Consider the following 20,510-nt stretch of genomic DNA (forward strand, 5'->3'; position numbering starts at 1 on the left):
TAGAAGACCGTACGGGAGTAGTGCGAAGCTGGAGCTTCGCGCCACTCCCGTATAAGCTCGCCCTTGCATAACCAGCCCGAGTTGGCCCTGCTGCGGGTGGGCCAGCGGATAGAGCATACCTCCGGCCCGTTGCTGGTGCCGGGCAACTTCAACCATATGTCGTGGTTGCACACTACGCGTGTGCTGGAGGCCAGCGGCGAGCCGCGCAACGTATGCCTGGGCTGGGGCCTGTTCAGCACCTTCGATGCCGCATGCTGGCCCCTGCGCTGCCCTCTCGACCATCTGTTGGTGACCAAGCAGTTTCGGTTGGCCCTGCTGGAGCGCCTGCCCGGTATCGGCTCCGACCATTTCCCGCTGCTGGCCTAGGTGGTGCTGGTGGGGTAGGGGCGGCGGCGTCCGGCCAACTGGCAACAGGTACCGGGCTGGTTCTGGCGGGTTTTTTGCACAGTGCCGCCGAGTCAATCTTTCTCCCACCTTATGGCCTGTTTATGCTACGTTCTGTACTCCTGTTAGCTGTTGGGCTGCTGCTTGGTGGCGCCCCGTCCTTCGCCCAAACGGCCGGTTTGCGCACTCAACCTATCGAATTCGATAACACGCTGGTGGTAACGCTGCCCGACGAGGGCCAGGCGGCCTGGCAGCGCGCCGGCCGCCTGCTGGCCCGGCGCGGCTACCTGATTCGCTTTGCCAGCCCTGAGCTGCTCACCATCAGCACCGAGCCGGTAAGCAACTTTTCGCAGCGCCTGATGGGCGTATATCTGGTGGTGGATGGGCACGAGCTGCAGATGCAGGGCTACATTCCGGCCGGCGACAACACAATTAACTGGCTGCACGTCATCGAATACGACAATGGCAAGGGCCTGAGCGGCCGCCGCTGGAAGGAGCTGCAGGAAATAGCCCGGCTGCTGGGCGGCACGGTGCGCTACGCCCGCACCCCCACCCACTAGCCGTCTGCTCTCATAACAGGCCCCACCGCTCTGTCTTGTATTCTCTATTTCTATGCTGGTGAAAAAATTATTGCTGCCGCTACTGCTGCTGGCCGTCGCGCCGGCCTTCGCGCAACTGCCCGCCCTGCACGCCGCGCCCGAAAAAAACGACGATACCGTTGTGCTTACACTGCCCGACGAGGGCCGTGTGGCCTGGCAGCGGGCCGCCGGCGTGCTGGCCGCCCGGGGCTACACCTTTCGCTACTCCGATGCCGACCTGCTCACCATCAGCACCGATTACATTGAGTTGGAGTCGTACGATATTATCGGGCTGTTTGTGCGGGTAGAAGGCAACCGGCTGCTGTTGCGCGGGCGCTGGCTGGTAAACAGCACAGACGCCGGCAACGGCGAAGCTGTGAGTTTGGGTGGGTTTCTGAGCAGCTCGGCCAGCAAATGGGCCGAATTGGAGGCCGTAGCCCGCGAGCTGGGCGGTACGGCGGCCTACTACAATTCGGCGGCGCGTTAGGGTTGAGGTGGGCAAGCCGGGCAGCGGCACCGCGCAACGCCGGCCCGCGGTTCTCGTCCTTGCCTGCGTACCTTGCCCGCTTACGTTCCGCCCCATGAAACACCGCTACTTCCTCCCCGCCGCCGCACTGCTGGCCGGTGCCAGTCTGCTGGCCGCCTGCGACTCGGGCAGCAAGCCCCGCACCGGCACGGCCGAAACCGCCGACGCCACCTTCGACGACTACAAAAACCGGTTCATCGACTCGCTCTGGTACTACAACCCCGAATGGGCCAGCAGCAACGGCTTCCACCGCTACGACTCGGTGCTGATAGTGCCCTCGGCCGCCCGCCGCCAGACGGAGGCCGCCGCCATTGCCCGCCGGGCCAGGGAGCTGCAGAGCTTCGAGCTGGGCAAGCTCTCGGTAAACAACCAGACCGATTACCGGCTGATGCAGAACTATCTGACCTCGGCCCGCTTCTACGCCGATACGCTGCGTACCTGGGAGTGGAACCCGGCCAACTACAACGTGGGCGGCGCGGTAGCCGAAATTCTCAACGGCCGCTACCAACCCCTCGACCGGCGGCTGCGCGCCATCAGCCACAAGCTCATTCAGGTGGCTGACTATTACGAGGCGGCCAAGCAGAGCATCAAGCGGCCCACCCGCGAGCACACCAACCTGGCCATTCGCCAGAACCAGGGCGGCCTGAGCGTGTTCGGCCCGGCGCTGCTCGATTCGGTGGCCAAATCGGGGCTGAGTGAGGCCGAAAAGCAGGAGCTGCGCGAGCGGGTAGCCACCACCCGGCTGGCCATGGAGGGCTACATCGGCTTTCTGCAGACCGAAGTGCTGCCAGCCGGCAGCTTCCGCCCGTTCCGCATCGGGCCGGCGCTGTTCAACCGCAAGTTCGCCCTCGATATCCAGAGCCGCTACTCGGCCGATGAAGTGTACCGCAAGGCTTTGGCGCACCGCCAGGAGTTGCTGACCGACATGAAAGTCCGGGCCCTGCGCATCTACCCCAAATACGTGCAGTACCAGGCCCTGCCGCAGGACACGCTGGCCATTGTGCGCGACGTAGTAGCGGCCCTCTCGCGCGAGCACGCTACACCCCAGCGCTTTGTAGATGCCGTGCGCGAGCAGATGCCCGAGCTGGTGCGCTGGGTGAACGAGCACGATTTGCTGACCCAGGACCCCACCCAGCCGCTGGTGGTGCGCGAAACCCCGCTCTATATGCGCGGCAGCGGCGCCGGTGCCAGCGTGTCGGCCCCCGGCCCCTACGATAAGGGCGCGGATACCTACTACAACGTGGACCCCATTGTGGGTTTGCCGGCTCCCCAGGCCGAAAGTTACCTGCGCGAGTACAACACCTACACGCTCCAGATCCTCAACATCCACGAGGCCATTCCGGGCCACTACACCCAGCTGGTGTACGCCAACCGCAGCCCCTCGCTCATCAAGTCGATACTCGGCAACGGGGCCATGATTGAAGGCTGGGCCGTGTACGCCGAGCGCATGATGCTCGAAAGCGGCTACGGTGGCAACACCGACGAGTTCTGGCTGATGTGGGACAAGTGGAATATGCGCGTCACGCTCAACGCCATCCTCGACCATGAGGTGCAGGCCGGCACCCTCACCGAGCCCCAGGCCGTGGAAATGCTGCGCCGCGACGGGTTCCAGGAAGAGGCCGAAGCCCGCAACAAGTGGCTCCGTGCCACCCTCAGCCAGGTGCAGCTCAGCTCCTACTTCACCGGCTACACCGAAATCTACGACCTGCGCGAGGAGCTAAAGCAGCAGCAGTCCAAGGAGTTCAACCTCAAAGCCTTCCACGAGCAGTTTCTCAGCTACGGCAGCGCCCCGGTGAAGTACATTCGGGAAATGATGCTGGCCAAGGAAAAGAAGTAAGCAAAGCGGCCGGCAGCAAAAGCCCCGGCGGGGCGGCATGTCGGTAGTAAAAGCCGCTGCATCGAACTCAAAGCCCCAGTGGGGCGACATAACCGGTTCAACGGTTGGTGTCGCCCCGCTGGGGCTTTAGCTGTTACCGGCGCATTTGCTACCAATATGTCGCCCCGCCGGGGCTATTCGGTCCCTACTTCTTCTTCGCTGGCGCGCCGCTGCCGGGGGCTACCACCTGCCCGTTGCGGAAGGTTTTGCGCTCCTTTACCGTCGTGCCGTCGAGACCATAGTAGAGCCAAATGCCGGTCTCTTTGCCGTTGCGGAAGGGCCCGCTGGCTTCCAGGGTGCCGTCTTCGCGGAGCAGTCGGTAAGGGCCGGTTTTGAGGCCGCGCACGTAGGTAGTTTCGGCCTGCAGCTTGCCCGAAGGGAAGTATTCCTGCCCCAGGCCGGCAGGCTTGCCGTTCTCGGCCAGGAGCTTGCTTTTGAGCGTGCCGGTGGGGTGATAGGTCAGCTGCTCGCCGCCGAGGCGGCCGTTCTGGTAGGTTTCGAGCTGCTGCACCTGCTTGCCGCCGGGGAAGTAGGTGCGCCACTGGCCTACTGGCAGGTTGTTCTTGTACTGCTGTTCGCGCTGCACGGTGCCGTCTTCGAAGTAGCCCGTTATTTTCCGGTCGCGGGCCTGGTTGCTGTACTCGGTTTTCTGGCGAGGCTTGCCCGTTTCGTAGAAATCCTGCTGGGTGCCGACCAACGTGCCCTGGCGGTAGGTCATCGTGCTCCTGACCGCGCCGTTTTCGTGGTATGATTTGGCGGGGCCATCGAGGTTGTTGGTGCCGCCGGCCAGGGCGCGGGCCTGTTTGGTGAGGTCGTCGCCGAGTGGGTTTGTCACGGCCCGGCCCACCAGCGGTACGGCCACGTAGGTGCCCTCGGTCTGGAGCTGGCCCGAGCGGTAGTAGCTGCGGTAGCGGCCGCGGCCGGTCTGGTCGGCCTGTACTTCGGTTTCGAGCTGGCCGTTGTCGTAGTACGTTTTGTAGGGGCCGGCCAGCAGTCCGCGGCGGTAGCTGCCCTCGCTCTGGAGCTGGCCGTTTTCGTAGTAGGTTTTTACCGGCCCGTTGGCCTGCCCATCGGTAAAGGTTATTTCGGCCTTGGGCTTGCCCGAATCGTACAGCTCGCGCACCAGCCCGGTTGGCTGGCCCTTGGCCAGTGTTGTTTCCAGCTTTACGCGGCCATCGGGGAAGAAGTACCGCAGTTCACCGTTGGGCTCATCATCAGCGAATGCCCCTTCCTGGGCCAGCTTGCCGGTGTCGTAATAGGTTTTGAAGGGCCCCTGGCGCACGCCGTCCTGGTAAGTTACCTCCAGCCGCCGCCCGCCGTTTGGGTGAAACTCCACGTAGGCCGAATCGCGCTTGCCGGCTGTGTAGCGGGTCTGGGCTTCGAGCTTGCCGGTATAATAAAACCGCTTGTACGGCCCCTGCATCACAGTATCAGCCCCCACAATTGCCGAAAATTTCTCCCGCGGATGCACCCGCGTCGAGTCGAAGTAGGTTGTCAGCCGCCGCAGCTTTTGAGCTTGGGCGGCGCTGGTGGCGGTGAGTAGAACAATCAGGACAGACAGAATTCTCATAGCGATAAGAACGGGGAAAAGGGCGAAGTAGTGCCTTGCAGAGAGCCGGCCAATCAAAAGCCCTGCCGCAAAACAAGCGGCAGGGCTTTCAACTCAAACTCTCCAGTTTACAGAACGAAAGCTGACAGCTGGCAGCTAAAAGCTTACAGCTAGCAGCTCCTTAAACGCGCTCCAGCACAATGCTGCTGGCACCACCGCCACCGTTGCAGATACCGGTAACGCCGATTTTGCCACCCTCATTCTCGAGCACGCTCAGCAGCGTAGTCACGATCCGGGCACCGGAAGCACCCAGTGGGTGGCCCAGCGAAACGGCACCGCCGTACACGTTTACCTTGGTGCCTTCCAGGTTCAGGAGCTTGTTGTTAGCCAGCGAAACCACCGAGAAAGCCTCGTTGATTTCGTAGAAATCCACTTCCGAAGCATCGAGCCCGGCGCTCTTCAATGCCTTCGGAATAGCCAGGGCAGGCGTGGTGGTAAACCACTCGGGAGCCTGCTCGGCATCGGCAAAGCCCCGAATGATGGCCAGCGGCTTGATGCCCAGTTCATCGGCCTTCTCGCGGCTCATCAACAGCACGGCGGCGGCGCCGTCGTTGAGGGTGGAGGCGTTGGCGGCCGTTACAGTGCCTTCCTTGGTGAAAGCGGCCCGCAGCCCGGCAAACTTGCTGAAATCAGCCTTCAGGTACTCCTCATCGTCGGAAATAACGGTTTCCTTGCCGCGCACCGTAATGGTTACGGGCACGATTTCGTCCTTCTTTTTGCCGGCTTTGGCCGCAGCGGCGCTCCGCTCGTAGCTCTGCTGAGCAAAGGCGTCCTGGTCTTCGCGCGAGATGCCGTAGTGGGTGGCTGTGGCGTCGGCGGCGTTGCCCATGGCGTAGTCGCCATAAGGGTCCCAGAGGCCGTCCTTCATCAGGCCGTCAATCATCTGGCCATGGCCGTACTTGGCTCCGAAACGGGCTTTGTCGAGGTAGTAGGGCACGTTGCTCATGCTCTCCATGCCGCCGGCCATCACCACATCGGCCTGGCCCAGCATAATGGCCTGGGCACCGTACATAATGGCCTTCGAGCCCGAAGCGCACACTTTGTTTACCGTCGTGCATTCTACGGTGTCGGGCAGGCCGGCTTTCTTGGCAGCCTGGCGGGCCGGGGCCTGGCCCAGGTTGGCCGAAATCACGTTGCCCATAATCACCTGCTGCACCTGGTTGCCCTCAACGCCGGCCTTTTCCAAAGCGCCCTTAATGGCAATAGCGCCCAGCTCCACGGCCGACAGCGAGGCCAGGCTGCCGCCAAACGAGCCAATAGGAGTCCGCACAGCGGCTACGATTACTACTTCCTTGATTTGCATAAGTTGAATTGGGTGGGGTGAGATTAGGGCCTAAAGGTACGAAAGGTGATTTGGTGAGAAAAGGCGGGTCCTTCTGAGCGAAGTCGGAGGCGAAGTCGAAGAATCTCTACCGTAATGGTAATCCTGTCGTTAGGAATTACTGTGGCACGTGAGATTCTTCAACTTCGGCTGCGCCCCTGGCTCAATTCGCCACATGCTCAGTATAACTCGCCTTTTCTCACCATCTTACCACTACCACGCCGGTTTGGTTTTGTCGCGGGGGGTGGTGGCTTTGCGCGGCAGCTGCTGCAGGTATTGCTGCTCGGCCGTGCGCAGGGCTTCGAGCAGCTGGCGGGCCTGGCCGGAACTCAGGTTCATCTGCTGCAGGCGGGCGCGCTGGGTTTGCTGGTTAGCTTCGTTGCCGGCGGCGGCCTCAGTGCCCCCGCGGCCGCTGGTGCCATTGGGGGCCGCGGGGCCGTTCCCATTGTCGCTGAGGCCGCGTACAGTGCCGGGCTGGCTGCCGCGGGCCACGTTGCGCTCGGGGCCCGCGCCGGGCCGGAAGCCGCCGCTGGCCGCACCGCCGGGTGTAGCTGAGGGTTGGGCCGGGTCGGGTTGGCCGCCGGCATCGGGGCGGGTCTGCGGGGTGCTGCTTGGGTCGTTGGGCTGAGTGGGGTCGGGGAGTTGGCCTTGGGTGCCGGGACCGGCTTTGGGCTGGGGCTGCTGCTCGCGGGGGCCGTCGGGCTGCTTTTGGGGGCTGCCATTAGGAGAGGGAGGTGGCGGCGGGGTAGCGCGGCCAGCCAGAAAGCGGCGCAGCACCTCATAGCTATAGCGGGCACCCGCGTTGCCGGCATCGGCCAGTAGTGCCTGGCGCAGCAGGGCTACGGCCGGCGCATATTCGCCCCGGTTGGCGGCCAGGGCGGCAAGCTGCTGCAGCGCCACACTCCGCATTGGCTTATCAGAGCTTTCCAACAGGCGGCTGTAGTAAGTGCGGGCCTCGGCGGGCCGGCCGGCCCGCAGGGTGGCGTGGGCCAGGTTCAGCCACAGCGCGTCGTCGGTGCCACCCAGCTCCAGCGCGGCTTCGCGGTAAGCCAGGGCAGCTTCGGCGTACTGACGACTGGCGTAGGCCGCAGCCCCGCGCTGCACGGCCGCATTACGGTCGTGGATGCGGGTAAGACTCCCCCAGAAGCTAAACAGCAGCAGCATCGTCAGCAGTGTTTTCATGGCCGGATAACTTTCACTGTCAGCAGGATATCGAGCCCGATGAGCAGCAGCGCCAGCGCCAGCGGGTAGCGGTAGCGGTTGTCGGACACGGCTACCGTGCGCACCTGCTGGGCCTGCCCCTCCAGCTGGTTGAGGGCAGAGAGCAGCAGGGAAAACTCGTTGCGCTGGTCGGTCAGCTCAAAATACTGACCGCCAGTCTGCTCGGCCAGGCGGCGCAGTGGGGCCGGTACCAGCCGCGTTACGGCGTCGCGGCCGCGGGCGTCGCGTACATAGCCCGGGCGGCCGTCGGGCATCGGGATGCGGCTGCCCTCGGTAGTGCCCACGCCCATTGTAAACACGCGAGCCCCCGAGCGGGCCAGCACCCGCACCGTCCCCTCCATGTTCTCGCCGAAATCCTCGCCGTCGGTGGCCAGCACCACGGCCGTGGCGCGGGGCGGAACGTCTGCCGGAGCCGGCCCGGCGGCGGAAGCGGCCGGCGCAAGGCGGTCGAGCACCAGCTTGAGTGGCGGTACCAGGTTGGTGGTGCCAACCGGCACGAGGCTGGTTTCTAATGTGCTCAGGAAAAGCTGCAGCGCGTCCTGATCATAGGTAAGCGGGCACTGCACGTAGGCTTCGCCGGCAAACACAATGAGCCCCAGCCGGTCGGCCGGAAAGCGGCGCACCAGCGTGGTCAGTTCGGCCTTCAGCTTCTGCAGCCGCGAGGGGGCCACGTCGGGGGCGTTCATCGAGCGCGACAAATCCACGAGCAGCCACACGTCTTTGCCGGCAGTGCGCACCGGGAGCCGGGTGAGGCCGTAGGCGGGGCCGAGCAGCGCCGCGCCCAGCAGGCCGCCATACAGCAGGCGCAACGCCAGTTTCCAGCTCAGCCGGCCACCGTGCTGGCCCAGCGGGGCGGCCAGCCGGCGGGTGCGGAGGGCGTAGCCCAGGTAAAAAATAAAAAAAATCAGCGCCGCTGCCGCCTCCGGCCAGCCTGGCAGATACGCCCAGTTCAACGCCACGGTAACGAGTTCATGTTCACAATACAACCAGCCAAAAGAGTGGGGCTGCCCCACGGGTAAAACGCGCTAATTGGCGGCCTGAAAGCCCCAAACGCAGTAGCAAGATGGAAGATATTTTTCGGAACAGGGTTTGAATCTCCATCCGGCTCGTATATTTGCAACACCTTTCAACCGGAAAGGACAACCCTTCGGGAGAGATGGGTGAGTGGCTGAAACCAGTAGTTTGCTAAACTGCCGTAGCTCTAAAGGCTACCGGGGGTTCGAATCCCCCTCTCTCCGCGTTTCTTTGCATTAAAAATTAAGAGTTAAAAGTTGATAACTGTCCGTTGGCGCAAGCCCGGTTAGTGCTCAGCTTTTAACTCTCAATTTTTAAGTATCCTTTTCGGGGTGTAGCGTAGCCCGGTATCGCGCCTGCTTTGGGAGCAGGAGGCCGCAGGTTCGAATCCTGCCACCCCGACCAGCATTTAGCCGTCAGCCCGCCTTTGGGGCGGGCGGCTTTTTGCTTTTTAGAACTCGCTCTGTCGTTGAATAGTGCGTTTTACATTCTTAACCCGCCTCGTTAGCTCAGCTGGATAGAGCACCTGCCTTCTAAGCAGGCGGTCACACGTTCGAATCGTGTACGGGGTACATTGATAATTAGCCACTTAGCTACTTTGCTGAGTGGCTAATTTGTTGTCGGGGCTAACAGTGGGGCTAACAACCACTTCGCTGCTCTACTCTGTATACTACCCGCCTCCTCTTCTTTCATGGAATTGTGAACAGAATTGGGTTGATGATATTTCGTTACATTGTGCTATACATAAACCTTCAAAAATAACTTATGGATAAGTGGGAGATTTACCAGGACAACAAAAAAGAGTGGCGTTGGAACCGCACAGCCCCTAATGGCCGAATCGTAGGCGCTTCTACTCAAGGCTACTCATCCAGAGCAAACTGCGTAGAGAATGCGCAGCGGAACGGATATAGAGGAAGCTAAGATTAGCAAAGCCCCAGCGTAATGAGCGCTGGGGCTTTCTGTTGTTTCAGGGTGCGGCCGCAGTCAGGGCCAGCAACAGGGCGAAAGAGCCGAATGGCTTCCTCATAGATTGTTGAACTTTAGACAGGTTTGCCCTGCAATATGGGGCGACCTACGGCAGCACACAAGCCCCGGCCCTAATCAGTCTAGCATAAGGTGGGCGGGTGGTAAATGGCCGTGCTTTCTTCCATAGGCTACGCAGTCGGCGTAAGAGAAACGCAGGCGCTGGCTGCCTTCCTCGGGGGGCATCAGGGCAATCGGGAGCTTGCCGTTGGTGCGGTTCTGGTAGAACCAGCCGACGCTGCGGCCGGTGAGCTTCATGGCTTCCTGCTGGTCAACCCAGATAACGCCTGCCCCGGCCCGGCGCTCGGCCAACTCCTTTAGAATTGGGGCCAGTGCCTCGGCTAATAGCTCGTCAACTTCCTGCTTGGTGTACACTTCGGGCATGGCGGTATAGGGTTTGGCCGGCAATTGTCTGCCGGGGCTGCAAAAGTGCTAATCATCTTGTGAAAAGGCACCCTTTTTTATTTGCAAATAATTGATTATCATATATTTGTACGTAATTTAATTCGGTAGACAACTCCGAGCAAACCGCTGATTATGTTGTATTTTTGAGCAATGCCAAATATCCCATCTCAAAGTTTTTCCGCCGTTCCGCTCGGCGTCGCCGGTACCGGGGCTGCCTTCCTGCTTCAAGGGGGCGACAAGCCCCTAGCGACGATAGCCCGACAAGATTTAATAGCCCGCCACGCAGCCGAAAAGGCAGCCGCCAACAAGCAGAAGCAGGAGCAACAGGAAGCCCAGCAGATGCAGCGGCTACGCTCGGGTATTCAGACAGGCGGTTTCCTACCCTATATGCCTATGCTTGACCAGCAGCGGGGAGGGTTGTACAAGGAAATTCGGGAGGTATACCAGAACCCTAACCTGAACAGCGCCGACAAGCAGAGCCTAGCCGACGAAAAGATAGCCAACCATAACAGTAAAGTTGATTGGACCAAGCAACTCGAAAGCCGGTTTAAGGATGTAGTCCGGCTTTCCAGCGGGGCCGATGCACCCTATAACCCGGCCGCCGTGGATGCGGCTTTGAACGCCACGCTGAAAGACAAGGATGGGAACATCCTACCGCCCGGCACCTACAGCCCCGACGCAGCAAGCGCCGTGCTCGACAACCCGGATACGTTCGACCGGACCGCCGTAGCTACCCGGTTTCTCGACCAACTTGCCAAGGAAGATTCGTCAACCGTTTCCACGGCGGCCACGCCCGGCCGCTACGGACAGCGCAATACGGCGACCTCCAACTTCTTCGAGGTGGAGGATGGGACTTTTAAGCTCGACCCGACGACCGGCCGGCGCATTGCTCGTACCAGCCGCCCGGAAGTAGTCGAAGCTGCCCGGCGCGACCCGTTTGTAAGTAAGCTCATCGACCAGCGGATGCAGGCCCACGCGGCGACGGTGGCCGGGGTGGTGGAGAAGATGAAGGCGTTAGAGCCACTGACGGAGCAGGAGCAACAGCTAGTTGAGCAGGAGCAGGCCGGCCCGAAGCGGTATGTTCAGTACCTGGATGAGCTGCTACTTCCCCACGCATACCAGCGGAGCACCGAGATTCAGACGTATGCCCGGCCGGTAGCGCCCAAAGCCCCTAAGGCAGCCCCTAAGAAATCCGCTTCGGAAATTACCGTTACGCCGACCGTGGGCTATCAGGCCAGCACCTATACCCCGGAGCCTAACGGCCTTCGCCAGCGCACCATGAAAGCGGCGCTCGGCATCACCCCGGCCCAAGTGACTAATCATTACCCCACCGTGGGCGTGACCTTCGCCAGCGCCCGGAGCCCGTTTGCTGAGGTATTGGTAGACAACCGGGGGGCGGAAGTAGTCGGGCAGAACGGCACGACCACCAAGCTTGCGCAGGGCAACGGCAAAGTACCCGCCCGAATCACTAGCCGCGACCTGGCCTTGTACATCAACGGCAAGCGCGTAGGCCGCACGCAGGCATTTACCTCGGATACTGACGCCTACGCTTACCTGCTTTCAACCATTGAAGGACTGAGCCCAGAGCAGGCCCGCAAGGCTGAACTACGGGCTGAATACCGGGGCAGTATCACCGACAAGGCCCGCACCACGAATGACGGGACCGGCGGCCAGGACGTAGCCGGTCAGCAGGAATCGGAAGGGGCCAGCCCGAAGAAACCCAGCCTCTGGGATATTTCGGGAACGAAGGGCCGCAGCTCAGGCCCCACGGCTACGGAGCAGTCGGTTATCATCCCGGCCAACCAGACCACCGACGCCCAGCTACAACGCGCCAGCGGCGGCAGCTACAACCCGCGCAAGCTCACGTCAGAGCAGGCCCGCGCCGTGGAAGCCTTGAAGCGCAAGGGCGGCCGACTGCTGGACCCCTACACCCAGACGCCCACCACCGGGCAGCCAGCGGGGCGGGGGCCACTGATGACGCCCGGAAGCGATTGGAATACCTCTAGCTCTCGCCCGGCCGCTGGCTCGGGTGACCGATACCCAAAGAAGGAGAAGGTAGTACTCCGCATTGGCGTACCAGCCCCCCCGAAGTCGCAACTAGTCGGCAAAAAGGACGTGCTCGGCTTTGGCACCCCTAGCCCTGCCAACCGGGGCGGGGCCTACTAACCAATCCCTGCACAATTGCGGTGGTTGCCCAACCCCTAAAAGCAGAAACACCCGCTCAATTTGGACGGGTGTTTCTTTTGGTCCTGCTTAGTCCCGGCCGTAGAGCCTGCGAATCGTCTGGTGAATCTCGCGGCACTCCTGATAGTGCTTCCCCAGGGCCTGCTGAATGGCGGCACATGCTTCATAGTCTTCCCGCTCCTCATACTCGGCTAAGACCATGTCAGCCAGCGCATGTCCGCCTAATTTGTACATGGTAACAAAGTCGCGAATCGCGTAGCCCATGCTGTAGCACTGGATAACCATATCTGTTGGAGGCTCTATAAACACCTCGGGTGTATGCTGGGCCAGAATGTCTAAGTACTCACGTAGCCACGTTACATCGGGCCATTCGCGGGCAAATTGTTTGTGCGCTTGCTCTTTATCGGTTGGCTTGTTCATAGGGGAGGTGTTAAATTTCGGGAAAGGTCAGCAGGGCCGCAAGGTGGTAGGCGTCGCCGTCCGTCTGACAGCCGAACCACTCGTGTAGCTTGCCGTGGCGGGCGTACAGATAGTAAGTATGGGCCGCGCCGGGCAGGTGAACGGCTATACTAAGCAGGGTTTTGGGGCAGGCCGCCGAAAGCAGGGAGAGGTAACGTTCGGCTTCCTGCTCAACCTGAACTGGCGTCAGCTTGGGGCGGCCAACGGTCTGCATCCGGTCGGGGGTGAGGTAGCCGACGAGGCGAACAACGCGGGGGCTTCTCATAGCGGGCGGACAGCGCGAACAACCTGATACACTTCTACCAAGTCGGCGGCGGCCGTTTCTACTGGCTCGGGTAGGCTGGCCTCGTCGTCTTGCAGACTCAGCAGAGAGCCGCCGTAACGCAAGCCATTGCCCACAATGCGGGCTACGTGGTGGGCTTGGAAGGCCTCCCAACTTCCATCGTCAGCCGCGCCGACCTGCACTAGCAGCAAGGCAAAGGAATCGGTGGCAATGCCTGCCCATTGCTCTGCTACTAGTGGACGACATACGAGATAGTCCCCAGCGAGTAGGCGCGGGCCGTGAACGTCATTGCGGGCCAGATAGAGGCAGCAGCCACTGACCACTTCTTCGGGGGTCAGCAGGCCCACGGCGGCGCAGCCGCTGTAGTTGGTTGGCTGGGTCAGCAGTTCATCGTTTAGGGCGACGGGCTGGGTAATGGTTGGTGTTGTTGTGGCGGTCAACATTCCGGTGGATTGAGAGGGTGAGCGGTGGGTTAAAGGTCAGGGGCTGAAACGTAATTAACAAGACTTTTGAAATATAAATAATTGATAATCAGAATTGTACGTAATTAAATTACGCAGCATTGTATGCTCCTTCCCCGTCAGCTAGTGTTCAGGCAGATAAATGGAAGTAGCACCTTGCCGGGGTAGGGGGCGACTTTCCAAGGGTACCCGGTCGCCGGAATCGGTTTCTGTTTGAGAAGTCGAGGGGGCCGCTTCTAGGCTTGAGGTGCCCCCGTGTAGGTGGCTCACCTTTTGGGGAGTCCGCCCGGCCCCCTATCGAGTAAGAAACTTCTTTGCAGCTCGGGCGAGGTGGGCAGCGGCTAACTCAGCCGTGATGCGCCCGGCAATAGTGAGGGCTACTTCGTGCCGGCCCTTTCGGCCCCTGCGCCGTGCTACCAACCCAGCAGTTACTAGCCCGCTAACCGCGTCCCGTAGTCTGGTTTTGGAGAGAATGGCCGCTTCCCGTAGTTCCGCCAGGGCAATGGCTGGCTGATAGGAGCCCAAAAGCATTACCTGAATGCCCAATAATGCCCGGAGCTGACCCACTGAAAGGTCATTCTTGGCAGCTTGTGCCCGCAAGTGGTCAGCAGCGAGTAAAGAGGCTGCCAGTAGTTTAGGCTCTTTGATTTTCACGCGGTTACGGCAGTTGGGCGCGGCATTAGGCGGCGCTGGGTGAGAGGTTGGAAGGGGCGTAAATGCCAATTAACCGGCTGTCCCCGCCTCGCTTTTTTTCAGCGACAACCGATAGGGCAGAAAGTGCAGGCCGGGGAAAATGGTGGCGGCCGCTTCCTCGTGCGTGTCGTGCAGGTCACAGAGGGCTTCTACGCCCTTGTTTGTGAGCACCACGCCTTCGCCGGAATGATGCACAAGGCCTAACTCGGCCAACTGGCCCACCACAACGTCGGCGGTTGTGGCTTGACTCTCGTCCGGGTAAGTGTAAAAGGCTTCAATCTGCTTAACAGTTGGGGCGGGTTTCTTCTCGACTTGCTGAAGATGCGCCAGCGTTATGAGGGTTACCAACTGGTCGCCGTTGAGCTTCGTGCGCTGGTAAGTCTTGAAAAGTACAGTGTTGAAGATGGCCGCTTTTGTCAGGCTCATCAATTCGTAGGCGGGTACTATTTGCTGTTTTTTCACGGGGAAGGTGTTTTAAGGTGAAGTGTTAAAGTGTGTCGTTATCCCAGCTCGGCGGGTAGCCTCGGTGGTTGTCTAGGATTACATCGGCCAAGTCGTAGCCGGCGCAGAGCTGCTCGGGGGTAGCAAGGGTTTCCAGCCTTTCATTTACTGTTACCTGGAAGCCCTTACGACGCAGTTGCTCTGCCTTATTTTGCCAATGGGCCAAGGCGCTGCCATTTTCGGAAGCATCCGGGAACAGCTCAATTTTCCTGTCAAGTAGCGGCCGCAAGCGCGTTTCGGTCAGGTTACCCAACCCGCAAGTAGCGGCCCAGCGGTAAGTCGGCAGGAACGCGTTACACAGTAGGGCTGTTTTTGGCGCTTCAACAATGCCCACAGGCACCGTTTTAGCAGCAGCCAGCACGTACCGCAAGCCGAATAGCCAACCGCTTACCTGCTCCGCTTCCTCGTAGTCTTTCAGCCATTGAGGGAAAGGTTCTCCTTTGCGCTTGAAGGCTTTTTTCGTCGTTTTGTGCAGCCATGTAGTGCGACGGCGTTTTTCTCCATTTGGAGCCAAGTCTTTGATAGTCTTCCCAGACTGCGAGTCAAAATGGACCACCTGCCCGCTACGTGGGCGGCCGTACTCGTCGCGTTGGAAAAATACCGTTGCTCCGGGCCAATGGGACGACGTGCCCACCTCCATTCCTAACAGCAGTTCGTTTGCCTGACCGTAGCCAATTATCCGGCCCAGCATCCTTGCCAAGTTGTTAGCCCGGTGGTGAGCCAGCGAGGCGGCTACTACTTCCTCCGGCAAAATAGCCAGCGGCTTAGGCGGGGCAGGGGGCAAGTCACGAAATGCGTTTGCACTCCGTTCCGGCGGCTTGTCTGACTGGGGCCGAAGGTCGTACCCGCAGTGGTCTTGCCGGTCGCAACGGCCGTACGCGTCTCCTACGGGGTGGCCGGTGGTAGCATCGTGGTATAGCTTGAACCGCTTGGGCTGGTCGCAAGCCGGACACGTTACCTTCTTGCTACGAGGTGGCAGAAAATAGCGAAGTTGGTGTAATTGGGTCACAGTGAATTATTAAAGGGGATGGGGTGCGCGAAGTGCGCGAGTGCNNGCACTCGCGCACTTCGCGCACCTTCACGCAGCGGCTTTGAGCCAACCCCGTAGCGTAGCTTCGGGTATTTCAAGTGTCCGGGCAATCTCCCGTTGGCTCACCCCCTGCTGATGCAACGCAATAGCTTGTTCCGTTTTGGTCTGTCGGGCTGCATAGCGGCGGCCAGAGGCTTGGGGCTGCTGTTCGCGGGGCATCTGCTCGAAAAGGGCTAATGCATGGCGGCGGCAAACTTGCAGCAGTACTGACGCCGTGTTGAAATCAAGGTCGTTGCACGTTAGCGTACCCCGTAAGGCCGTGCCTTCTTCGTGGGCGCGAAGCACGGTCAGCAACATGCACAGGCGAAACAGAATCAGCCCTAGCCGCTTGATGATACTTCCGGCTTCGTCGCCGTGCAGATGTACTGCCTTTGCTAGCGCGGCGGCTCCCTGCTCGTTCAGTGCCTGCCATTGCTCAGCAGAAAGCTCTACTGTGACAGGTTCGCAAACATCCCATACCAGACGCCCTACCCGCTCGGCTAACTGGTCGAAGTGCTGAGTCAGGTTGCCCCGCCCATTGTCTGGGCCGACGTTGCGCCACAATTGCGGCGGGTTGCAGTAGTAAAACAGGAAGCGGCTGAACAGACCGTTTTCGGCATTGGGAATAATGCCCGGGACCTGGCCCTTTGTGGAGGTAATCACTACTGCGAGTTTGGGGCTATCTACCTCAAGAAACTCGCGGCCGGTCTTCCGTTGGCTGGTGGCGGCTTCGTGATGAAACCCTTTGCGCAACAAGTCAGAGTAACTACCCCATTCCTGTTTGAGCGCTCCTGCAATGGTATCACCCTCGCTCTCGAAGATAATTCCCTGACCCTGGTTGGCATCCAGCACCGTCAGAATACTGGCGGCGGAGCTGTTGCCGGGAATAAATAGTTGCCGGAACGGTGGCATAGCGGGCGGCTCTTGGGCGTGACCTAGTAATTTCTCAGCCCGGCCCCTCTGTGTTTTCATGTGCTGAGCGTGCTGCTCCACGGCGGCTTCGTATTCGCCCTGCGCTTCCCGGCTTTCCTGCACACGGCCGGCGTGGATGGGGTAGGCCAAGCGGCGAGCCATTGACAGCCCCCCCTTACCGTTGGCAGCTGGCGCAATGACAAACGTGTACAGCATCGGCCAGACGGTCTGCCCGTCATAGGTGCCGGTGACATTCAGGAAGCACCCCGATAGCACACCCAATACACCGAGTAACAGAATATCCCGTTCGTGTCCGGCTGTAAACGGCTGGCAGCACTCCTGCAAAAGACGTGGCAGTGCTTCGTACACTTCGGCCGGGAATCCCTCTGGAGTGGTGTCTTGTGGCTGATATTCTTCCTGAGTTCCCAGCGCCGCACGCATCAGCTCAAATTGGTTGGGAGCGTCTTGGTTATTTACCACGGTATTTCCCCCCTTTCTGCCCTTTGGCGGCTGCCTTTTTACGAGTGCGGGCCTTTGGGCCTACCACCTTAGCGATTGTATCCAGCAACTCAGGCGTTGCCGTTAAGAGCCGGGCCACGTCCTGGGCCATGTGCTCGTCTCGGCTAGGTGATTCGCCGGGTCGCAGATAAACCGCTAGGCACTGCTCCAAGGTGTCTGTAGAAACTCCGAACCGCCGAATTATATTCTGTAAGCCAGTCGGAGAATAGGCGAACAGCGGCGAAGCATCGAGTAGGCCGAAAAGCTGCGGATGAGCTTCTCTAAGTGCCTGCTGCTTCGTATATTTGGGTTGGTCTTCAATCAAACCCTGTACTTTGAGCCCGGTAGTATGTAGCAGCATACTATCGGGTTTTTTGTTGCTCCCGGCGGCCGCTGGCTATCCATTCTAGCAGCTCGGCGCGGTTGAAGTACAATTTGCTCCCACCAGCGGGCTTGCTGTATGGGATGCCACGCCTTGAGCAAAGTGCGTAGATGGTGTTTTTGGTGAGGCCGGTTACCTCACACGCTAAGTCAATGCCGCCGATTGTTGGCTGGGAAGTAAGGTGCCCAAGGTCCTTTAGTTGTTCTTGAATTTCTTGGCGGAACACTGCGCGGCAGTCGTTCAAGAAATCACGGTAGGAAACACCTGTTGTGATGATTTGAGGCATATTTTGAGACTTCTAACCGGGGGAGTTTACCGGTTTGATGTTCCAAAATTAGCGTGCCCCTTTACCCTGTTTCTGCGGTTTTGAGCTACTCAAGAAATCCCTCAAAACCGCAGATTCTTCGCCTCTATAAATGCCAAGGCATTATTATAATACTCCTCGGTTGTCTTGATAGGGGTGAACCCCCCCTGATATGAATTCTCTACTCCTACTTGTTCAAATTCACTCTTTAATGCTCGGTGTATTTCTGCTGTGTCTACCGTTTCGTAAGGAATAAGCTTCTTATCCCTGAATGCCTGAACCAACGCCCGCCACAACCGGGGACGGGCATTTGTGGAAGTGCGTCCGTCTTCTATCAGCCCCAACTTCTCCGCAACTTCATGAAATAACGTCTCGGGGCAGCCCTCAATCAATAGGTCTTTGATTTGCTTTTCTCTATTGGTAGCTTTTCCCCTGCCTCTAGGCTGCTTAGCAGACAAGTCTTGTTCTATATGCTTCCCAATTTCACGATAGGCGGTATCCATTGCCGCATTTACGGCCTCTTGAGCACTGGTATCCATTCTATACGCTTCGTCTTTCGCCTGCTCGTGCTTCTGCTGATAATGCGCTAGCCGACGTTCCGCGTACTCGCGCAATCCTTCCGGCGTGTCGTAGTAAAATCTGCCCTCGTCATACTCCCTTCGCATTCGGTCTAGGTTGTGCTCTGAGGCAAGCCCACCCCACCCTTTGCCGGTCATCACTGCCGACGCAGAAGCTTTCGTTTGATTCCTCTCAAGCTCTTTCGCCGTGGTGGGCGCGGGTTGCTGCCCGTAGCTTTGGGCAATGGTCGAGGAAACCCGTTGAAACAGCTCCTCCTTCCCATCTGTAACGGCTACTTTCTCATCTTCCGACATCCCCGCCCAAGCGTTCCACTTATCCGCAAGGTCTTCAAATTCCAGCCAGGGGAACCGCGTTAAGTCGCCACCTTCGCCTTTTCGGGTAAGTAGCTTTAGGAACTCCTGTAGTTCCTCGGTGGTGAAGTGCAGCTTCATACTTGTGCGTTGTTAGAGAAGGCTATCAAAAGCAGAATCAACTACGTCGGAAGCGAAGGAATCCAAGTATACGGCCGTAACTGCTTCGGACCTGTGCCCCATAGCTTGGCTGATTACTGCCGTATTAGTGCCAGCCAACTTTAAAGTGGTGGCGAAGGAATGCCGGGCTACGTAGGTAGTAAGGGTCACCGTAATACCTGCCTGCTCTGCCAATAGCTTTAGGTTCTTGTTGACCCACCCCAGCACGTTTTTTAGTCTCACTGCTCGCTTCGCTGCCGTGGTGTGTTTCGCCATGTCGAGGAAAGGAAAGATGTAGCTTTCCGGCCCGGTATAGGTTAGAGGGCGATACTGAGCCACTATGGCAGCAGCAGGAGCCAATAACTTTTGAGTGAACTTGCCTGAAGTTTTCTGACGGGTATAATTTAGCCGTTGGGCATCACTCGGGCCGGTTACATCTTTCCACTTGAGTTGGGCTAAATCCACGAAATTGATGCCCCCACAATAAAAAGAGAACAGAAATACATTCTTCGTCATCATCTGGCGGCCAACCGTTGGGTTTAGGGCCTCCAATCGCCGTAAATCTTCGCGGGGTAGTGCCCGCTTCGCAGTGCTCAGGTCGAGCTGACTCAGACTGTACTTGTGCTGTTCGGCGCGGTTGCGGGCAAAGGGATAGTGCTCGGGCCGGGCCACGCCTACGGCAATAGCTTTGTTGAGTACGGCCCGAAGCGTGCGGAACCGAACAGATAAGGTCGTATCCTCGGCCCCAGTACCCCGCTGGGCCTGCTCCCATTCATGGCAGAAGCCTACCGTTACCTGGGCAAACGATATATCCTCGGTGCCGTACTCGCTGGCAATGAAGCGGGAAAGCTCATTACTCGTTTCCCGATACACGCGGGCGTTACCCAACTTGCCGGCTTCGAGCTGGGCCGCAACTCTCTCGGCCAGGTAGGCCAGCAGCTTTACTCGGCGGCCGGCTTTGCGCTGTTCGCTCACCTTCGCCAGCACGGTTTCGGCTTCGTAATGCTCGTCTGCTTCGGCCAGTTCCTCGGCGGCTTCCTCGTATATTTTGGCTTTCGCTTCTAGCTTTCGCCACAGGGCCTTTGCATCGCCAGGGTAGCTCCGCCGGATTTCTTTTTTCTCTTTGTTCCAGTATTTGGGATGCAAGCTGATACCCGTGTTGCGTGTCAGGTGCTTGCAGTTCTTCGTGATTCGGATTACAAAAGGGTGGGAGCCGTCTGCCAGGGTCTTACCAGTCTTGTAGTGGATTCGGACGGTAGCCTTTCCTTCTTTGTGGTCAGTGGTTTTGCTCATAGCACGGGCTTGCAAATGTTAGCCCCAACAGCCGGGGCTAACAGCGGGGCTAACAAATATACCAAAAGGGCACTAAATAACTAGAATGAATACGAAGGGGTATCTGCTAAAACAGCCGCTATCGTGCTTAATCGCAATAAATACTAATAGGTATTATGGTTGAATCCCTGCCTTCTAAGCAGGCGGTCACACGTTCGAATCGTGTACGGGGTACTTTGATAATCAGCCGCTTAGCTATTTTGCTGAGCGGCTTTTTTGTTGTCTGTTCATACAACTAGGATATATGTCTACAGTATCAGAGACGAATGCTGACATTTTATTAGGACTTACGCACTTACAGGTAGCAGTGCGGGAATGAGCGGCTGAGCCAGTAGCTGGCGCAAGTAGGGAGTCCACTGCTGTTGGTGAGCCTGATAGATGGTTTGTGCCGTTTGGCGGGCAAATTGGCGCAACGACACCCACGCCAGATAGCAGCAGGCCAAGTGG

General features: G+C 59.2%; 21 protein-coding genes and 3 tRNA genes. 9 read left to right on the top strand and 15 right to left on the bottom strand.

Features of this window, described 5'->3' with window-relative positions:
- The first annotated feature begins 51 nt into the window (after positions 1–51).
- From J7E24_RS07105 to J7E24_RS07120, 4 genes are all read left to right on the top strand, one after another.
- The gene (locus tag J7E24_RS07105; RefSeq protein ID WP_410779722.1) at positions 52–366 is read left to right on the top strand and encodes an endonuclease/exonuclease/phosphatase family protein; all 315 of its coding nucleotides are present in this window, start codon (positions 52–54) and stop codon (positions 364–366) included.
- Positions 367–488: 122 nt separating this feature from the next.
- A complete protein-coding gene (locus tag J7E24_RS07110; RefSeq protein WP_215136562.1) occupies positions 489–944 on the top strand; it encodes a hypothetical protein in 456 nt (151 codons plus the stop codon).
- A 58-nt stretch (positions 945–1,002) separates the two neighbouring features.
- On the top strand, positions 1,003–1,449 hold the full coding sequence (locus J7E24_RS07115) for a hypothetical protein (protein ID WP_215136564.1): 447 nt from the start codon (positions 1,003–1,005) through the stop codon (positions 1,447–1,449).
- A 94-nt stretch (positions 1,450–1,543) separates the two neighbouring features.
- A complete protein-coding gene (locus J7E24_RS07120; RefSeq protein WP_215136566.1) occupies positions 1,544–3,325 on the top strand; it encodes a DUF885 domain-containing protein in 1,782 nt (593 codons plus the stop codon).
- Positions 3,326–3,509: 184 nt separating this feature from the next.
- On the opposite strand, the gene J7E24_RS07125 is transcribed toward J7E24_RS07120, so the two are convergent.
- The 4 genes from J7E24_RS07125 to J7E24_RS07140 all read right to left on the bottom strand — a co-directional run bounded on the left by J7E24_RS07125 (position 3,510) and on the right by J7E24_RS07140 (position 8,474).
- Positions 3,510–4,934, bottom strand: a complete 1,425-nt coding sequence (locus tag J7E24_RS07125; protein ID WP_215136568.1) for a toxin-antitoxin system YwqK family antitoxin — start codon at positions 4,932–4,934, stop codon at positions 3,510–3,512.
- A gap of 160 nt (positions 4,935–5,094) precedes the next feature.
- Entirely contained in the window at positions 5,095–6,276 is a 1,182-nt protein-coding gene (locus tag J7E24_RS07130) for an acetyl-CoA C-acyltransferase (RefSeq protein ID WP_215136570.1), read from the bottom strand.
- Between the two features lie 231 nt (positions 6,277–6,507).
- Positions 6,508–7,476, bottom strand: a complete 969-nt coding sequence (locus tag J7E24_RS07135) for a tetratricopeptide repeat protein (protein ID WP_215136572.1) — start codon at positions 7,474–7,476, stop codon at positions 6,508–6,510.
- Positions 7,473–8,474, bottom strand: a complete 1,002-nt coding sequence (locus J7E24_RS07140) for a vWA domain-containing protein (protein ID WP_215136574.1) — start codon at positions 8,472–8,474, stop codon at positions 7,473–7,475. The genes J7E24_RS07135 and J7E24_RS07140 overlap by 4 nt, the downstream gene beginning before the upstream one ends.
- 191 nt (positions 8,475–8,665) lie before the next feature.
- Here J7E24_RS07140 and J7E24_RS07145 point away from each other — a divergent pair.
- The 4 genes from J7E24_RS07145 (at position 8,666) to J7E24_RS17980 (ending at position 9,450) form a co-directional block, all read left to right on the top strand.
- Positions 8,666–8,753, top strand: a tRNA-Ser gene (locus J7E24_RS07145).
- Between the two features lie 104 nt (positions 8,754–8,857).
- Positions 8,858–8,934: transfer RNA gene (locus J7E24_RS07150), tRNA-Pro, on the top strand.
- A 93-nt stretch (positions 8,935–9,027) separates the two neighbouring features.
- Positions 9,028–9,101: transfer RNA gene (locus J7E24_RS07155), tRNA-Arg, on the top strand.
- Between the two features lie 193 nt (positions 9,102–9,294).
- Entirely contained in the window at positions 9,295–9,450 is a 156-nt protein-coding gene (locus tag J7E24_RS17980) for a DUF1508 domain-containing protein (RefSeq protein ID WP_215136576.1), read from the top strand.
- A gap of 180 nt (positions 9,451–9,630) precedes the next feature.
- Here the strand turns inward: J7E24_RS17980 and J7E24_RS07165 are convergent, their stop codons facing one another.
- On the bottom strand, positions 9,631–9,936 hold the full coding sequence (locus J7E24_RS07165) for a hypothetical protein (protein WP_215136578.1): 306 nt from the start codon (positions 9,934–9,936) through the stop codon (positions 9,631–9,633).
- A 408-nt stretch (positions 9,937–10,344) separates the two neighbouring features.
- Here J7E24_RS07165 and J7E24_RS07170 point away from each other — a divergent pair, with 408 nt between their 5' ends.
- A complete protein-coding gene (locus J7E24_RS07170) occupies positions 10,345–12,123 on the top strand; it encodes a hypothetical protein (protein ID WP_215136580.1) in 1,779 nt (592 codons plus the stop codon).
- 87 nt (positions 12,124–12,210) lie between these two features.
- Here the strand turns inward: J7E24_RS07170 and J7E24_RS07175 are convergent, their stop codons facing one another.
- The 10 genes from J7E24_RS07175 to J7E24_RS07220 form a co-directional block, all read right to left on the bottom strand.
- Positions 12,211–12,561, bottom strand: coding sequence for a hypothetical protein (locus tag J7E24_RS07175; protein WP_215136582.1), 351 nt, complete (start codon positions 12,559–12,561; stop codon positions 12,211–12,213).
- Between the two features lie 10 nt (positions 12,562–12,571).
- Entirely contained in the window at positions 12,572–12,865 is a 294-nt protein-coding gene (locus J7E24_RS07180) for a hypothetical protein (RefSeq protein ID WP_215136584.1), read from the bottom strand.
- Positions 12,862–13,326, bottom strand: a complete 465-nt coding sequence (locus J7E24_RS07185) for a hypothetical protein (RefSeq protein ID WP_215136586.1) — start codon at positions 13,324–13,326, stop codon at positions 12,862–12,864. Before J7E24_RS07185 ends, J7E24_RS07180 begins: the two co-directional genes overlap by 4 nt.
- 741 nt (positions 13,327–14,067) lie before the next feature.
- Positions 14,068–14,499 (bottom strand): hypothetical protein, encoded by a 432-nt coding sequence (locus J7E24_RS07190; RefSeq protein WP_215136588.1) that lies wholly within the window; start codon positions 14,497–14,499, stop codon positions 14,068–14,070.
- A gap of 25 nt (positions 14,500–14,524) precedes the next feature.
- On the bottom strand, positions 14,525–15,547 hold the full coding sequence (locus tag J7E24_RS07195) for a DUF6371 domain-containing protein (RefSeq protein WP_317195623.1): 1,023 nt from the start codon (positions 15,545–15,547) through the stop codon (positions 14,525–14,527).
- Between the two features lie 69 nt (positions 15,548–15,616).
- Positions 15,617–16,960: a DUF3987 domain-containing protein gene (locus J7E24_RS07200; RefSeq protein WP_215136592.1), complete on the bottom strand. Its 1,344-nt coding sequence runs from the start codon at positions 16,958–16,960 to the stop codon at positions 15,617–15,619.
- A gap of 28 nt (positions 16,961–16,988) precedes the next feature.
- On the bottom strand, positions 16,989–17,378 hold the full coding sequence (locus tag J7E24_RS07205) for a hypothetical protein (RefSeq protein ID WP_215136594.1): 390 nt from the start codon (positions 17,376–17,378) through the stop codon (positions 16,989–16,991).
- A 1-nt stretch (position 17,379) separates the two neighbouring features.
- Positions 17,380–17,685: a helix-turn-helix domain-containing protein gene (locus J7E24_RS07210; RefSeq protein ID WP_215136596.1), complete on the bottom strand. Its 306-nt coding sequence runs from the start codon at positions 17,683–17,685 to the stop codon at positions 17,380–17,382.
- Positions 17,686–17,786: 101 nt separating this feature from the next.
- Positions 17,787–18,713 carry a hypothetical protein gene (locus tag J7E24_RS07215; protein WP_215136598.1) on the bottom strand — a complete coding sequence of 309 codons (927 nt, stop codon included), beginning with the start codon at positions 18,711–18,713 and terminating at the stop codon, positions 17,787–17,789.
- Between the two features lie 12 nt (positions 18,714–18,725).
- The gene (locus tag J7E24_RS07220; protein WP_215136600.1) at positions 18,726–20,024 is read right to left on the bottom strand and encodes a site-specific integrase; all 1,299 of its coding nucleotides are present in this window, start codon (positions 20,022–20,024) and stop codon (positions 18,726–18,728) included.
- Between the last annotated feature and the right edge of the window lie 486 nt (positions 20,025–20,510).

Origin of the sequence: Hymenobacter sp. ISL-91, assembly GCF_018613725.1 — a bacterium.
Lineage (GTDB): Bacteria > Bacteroidota > Bacteroidia > Cytophagales > Hymenobacteraceae > Hymenobacter.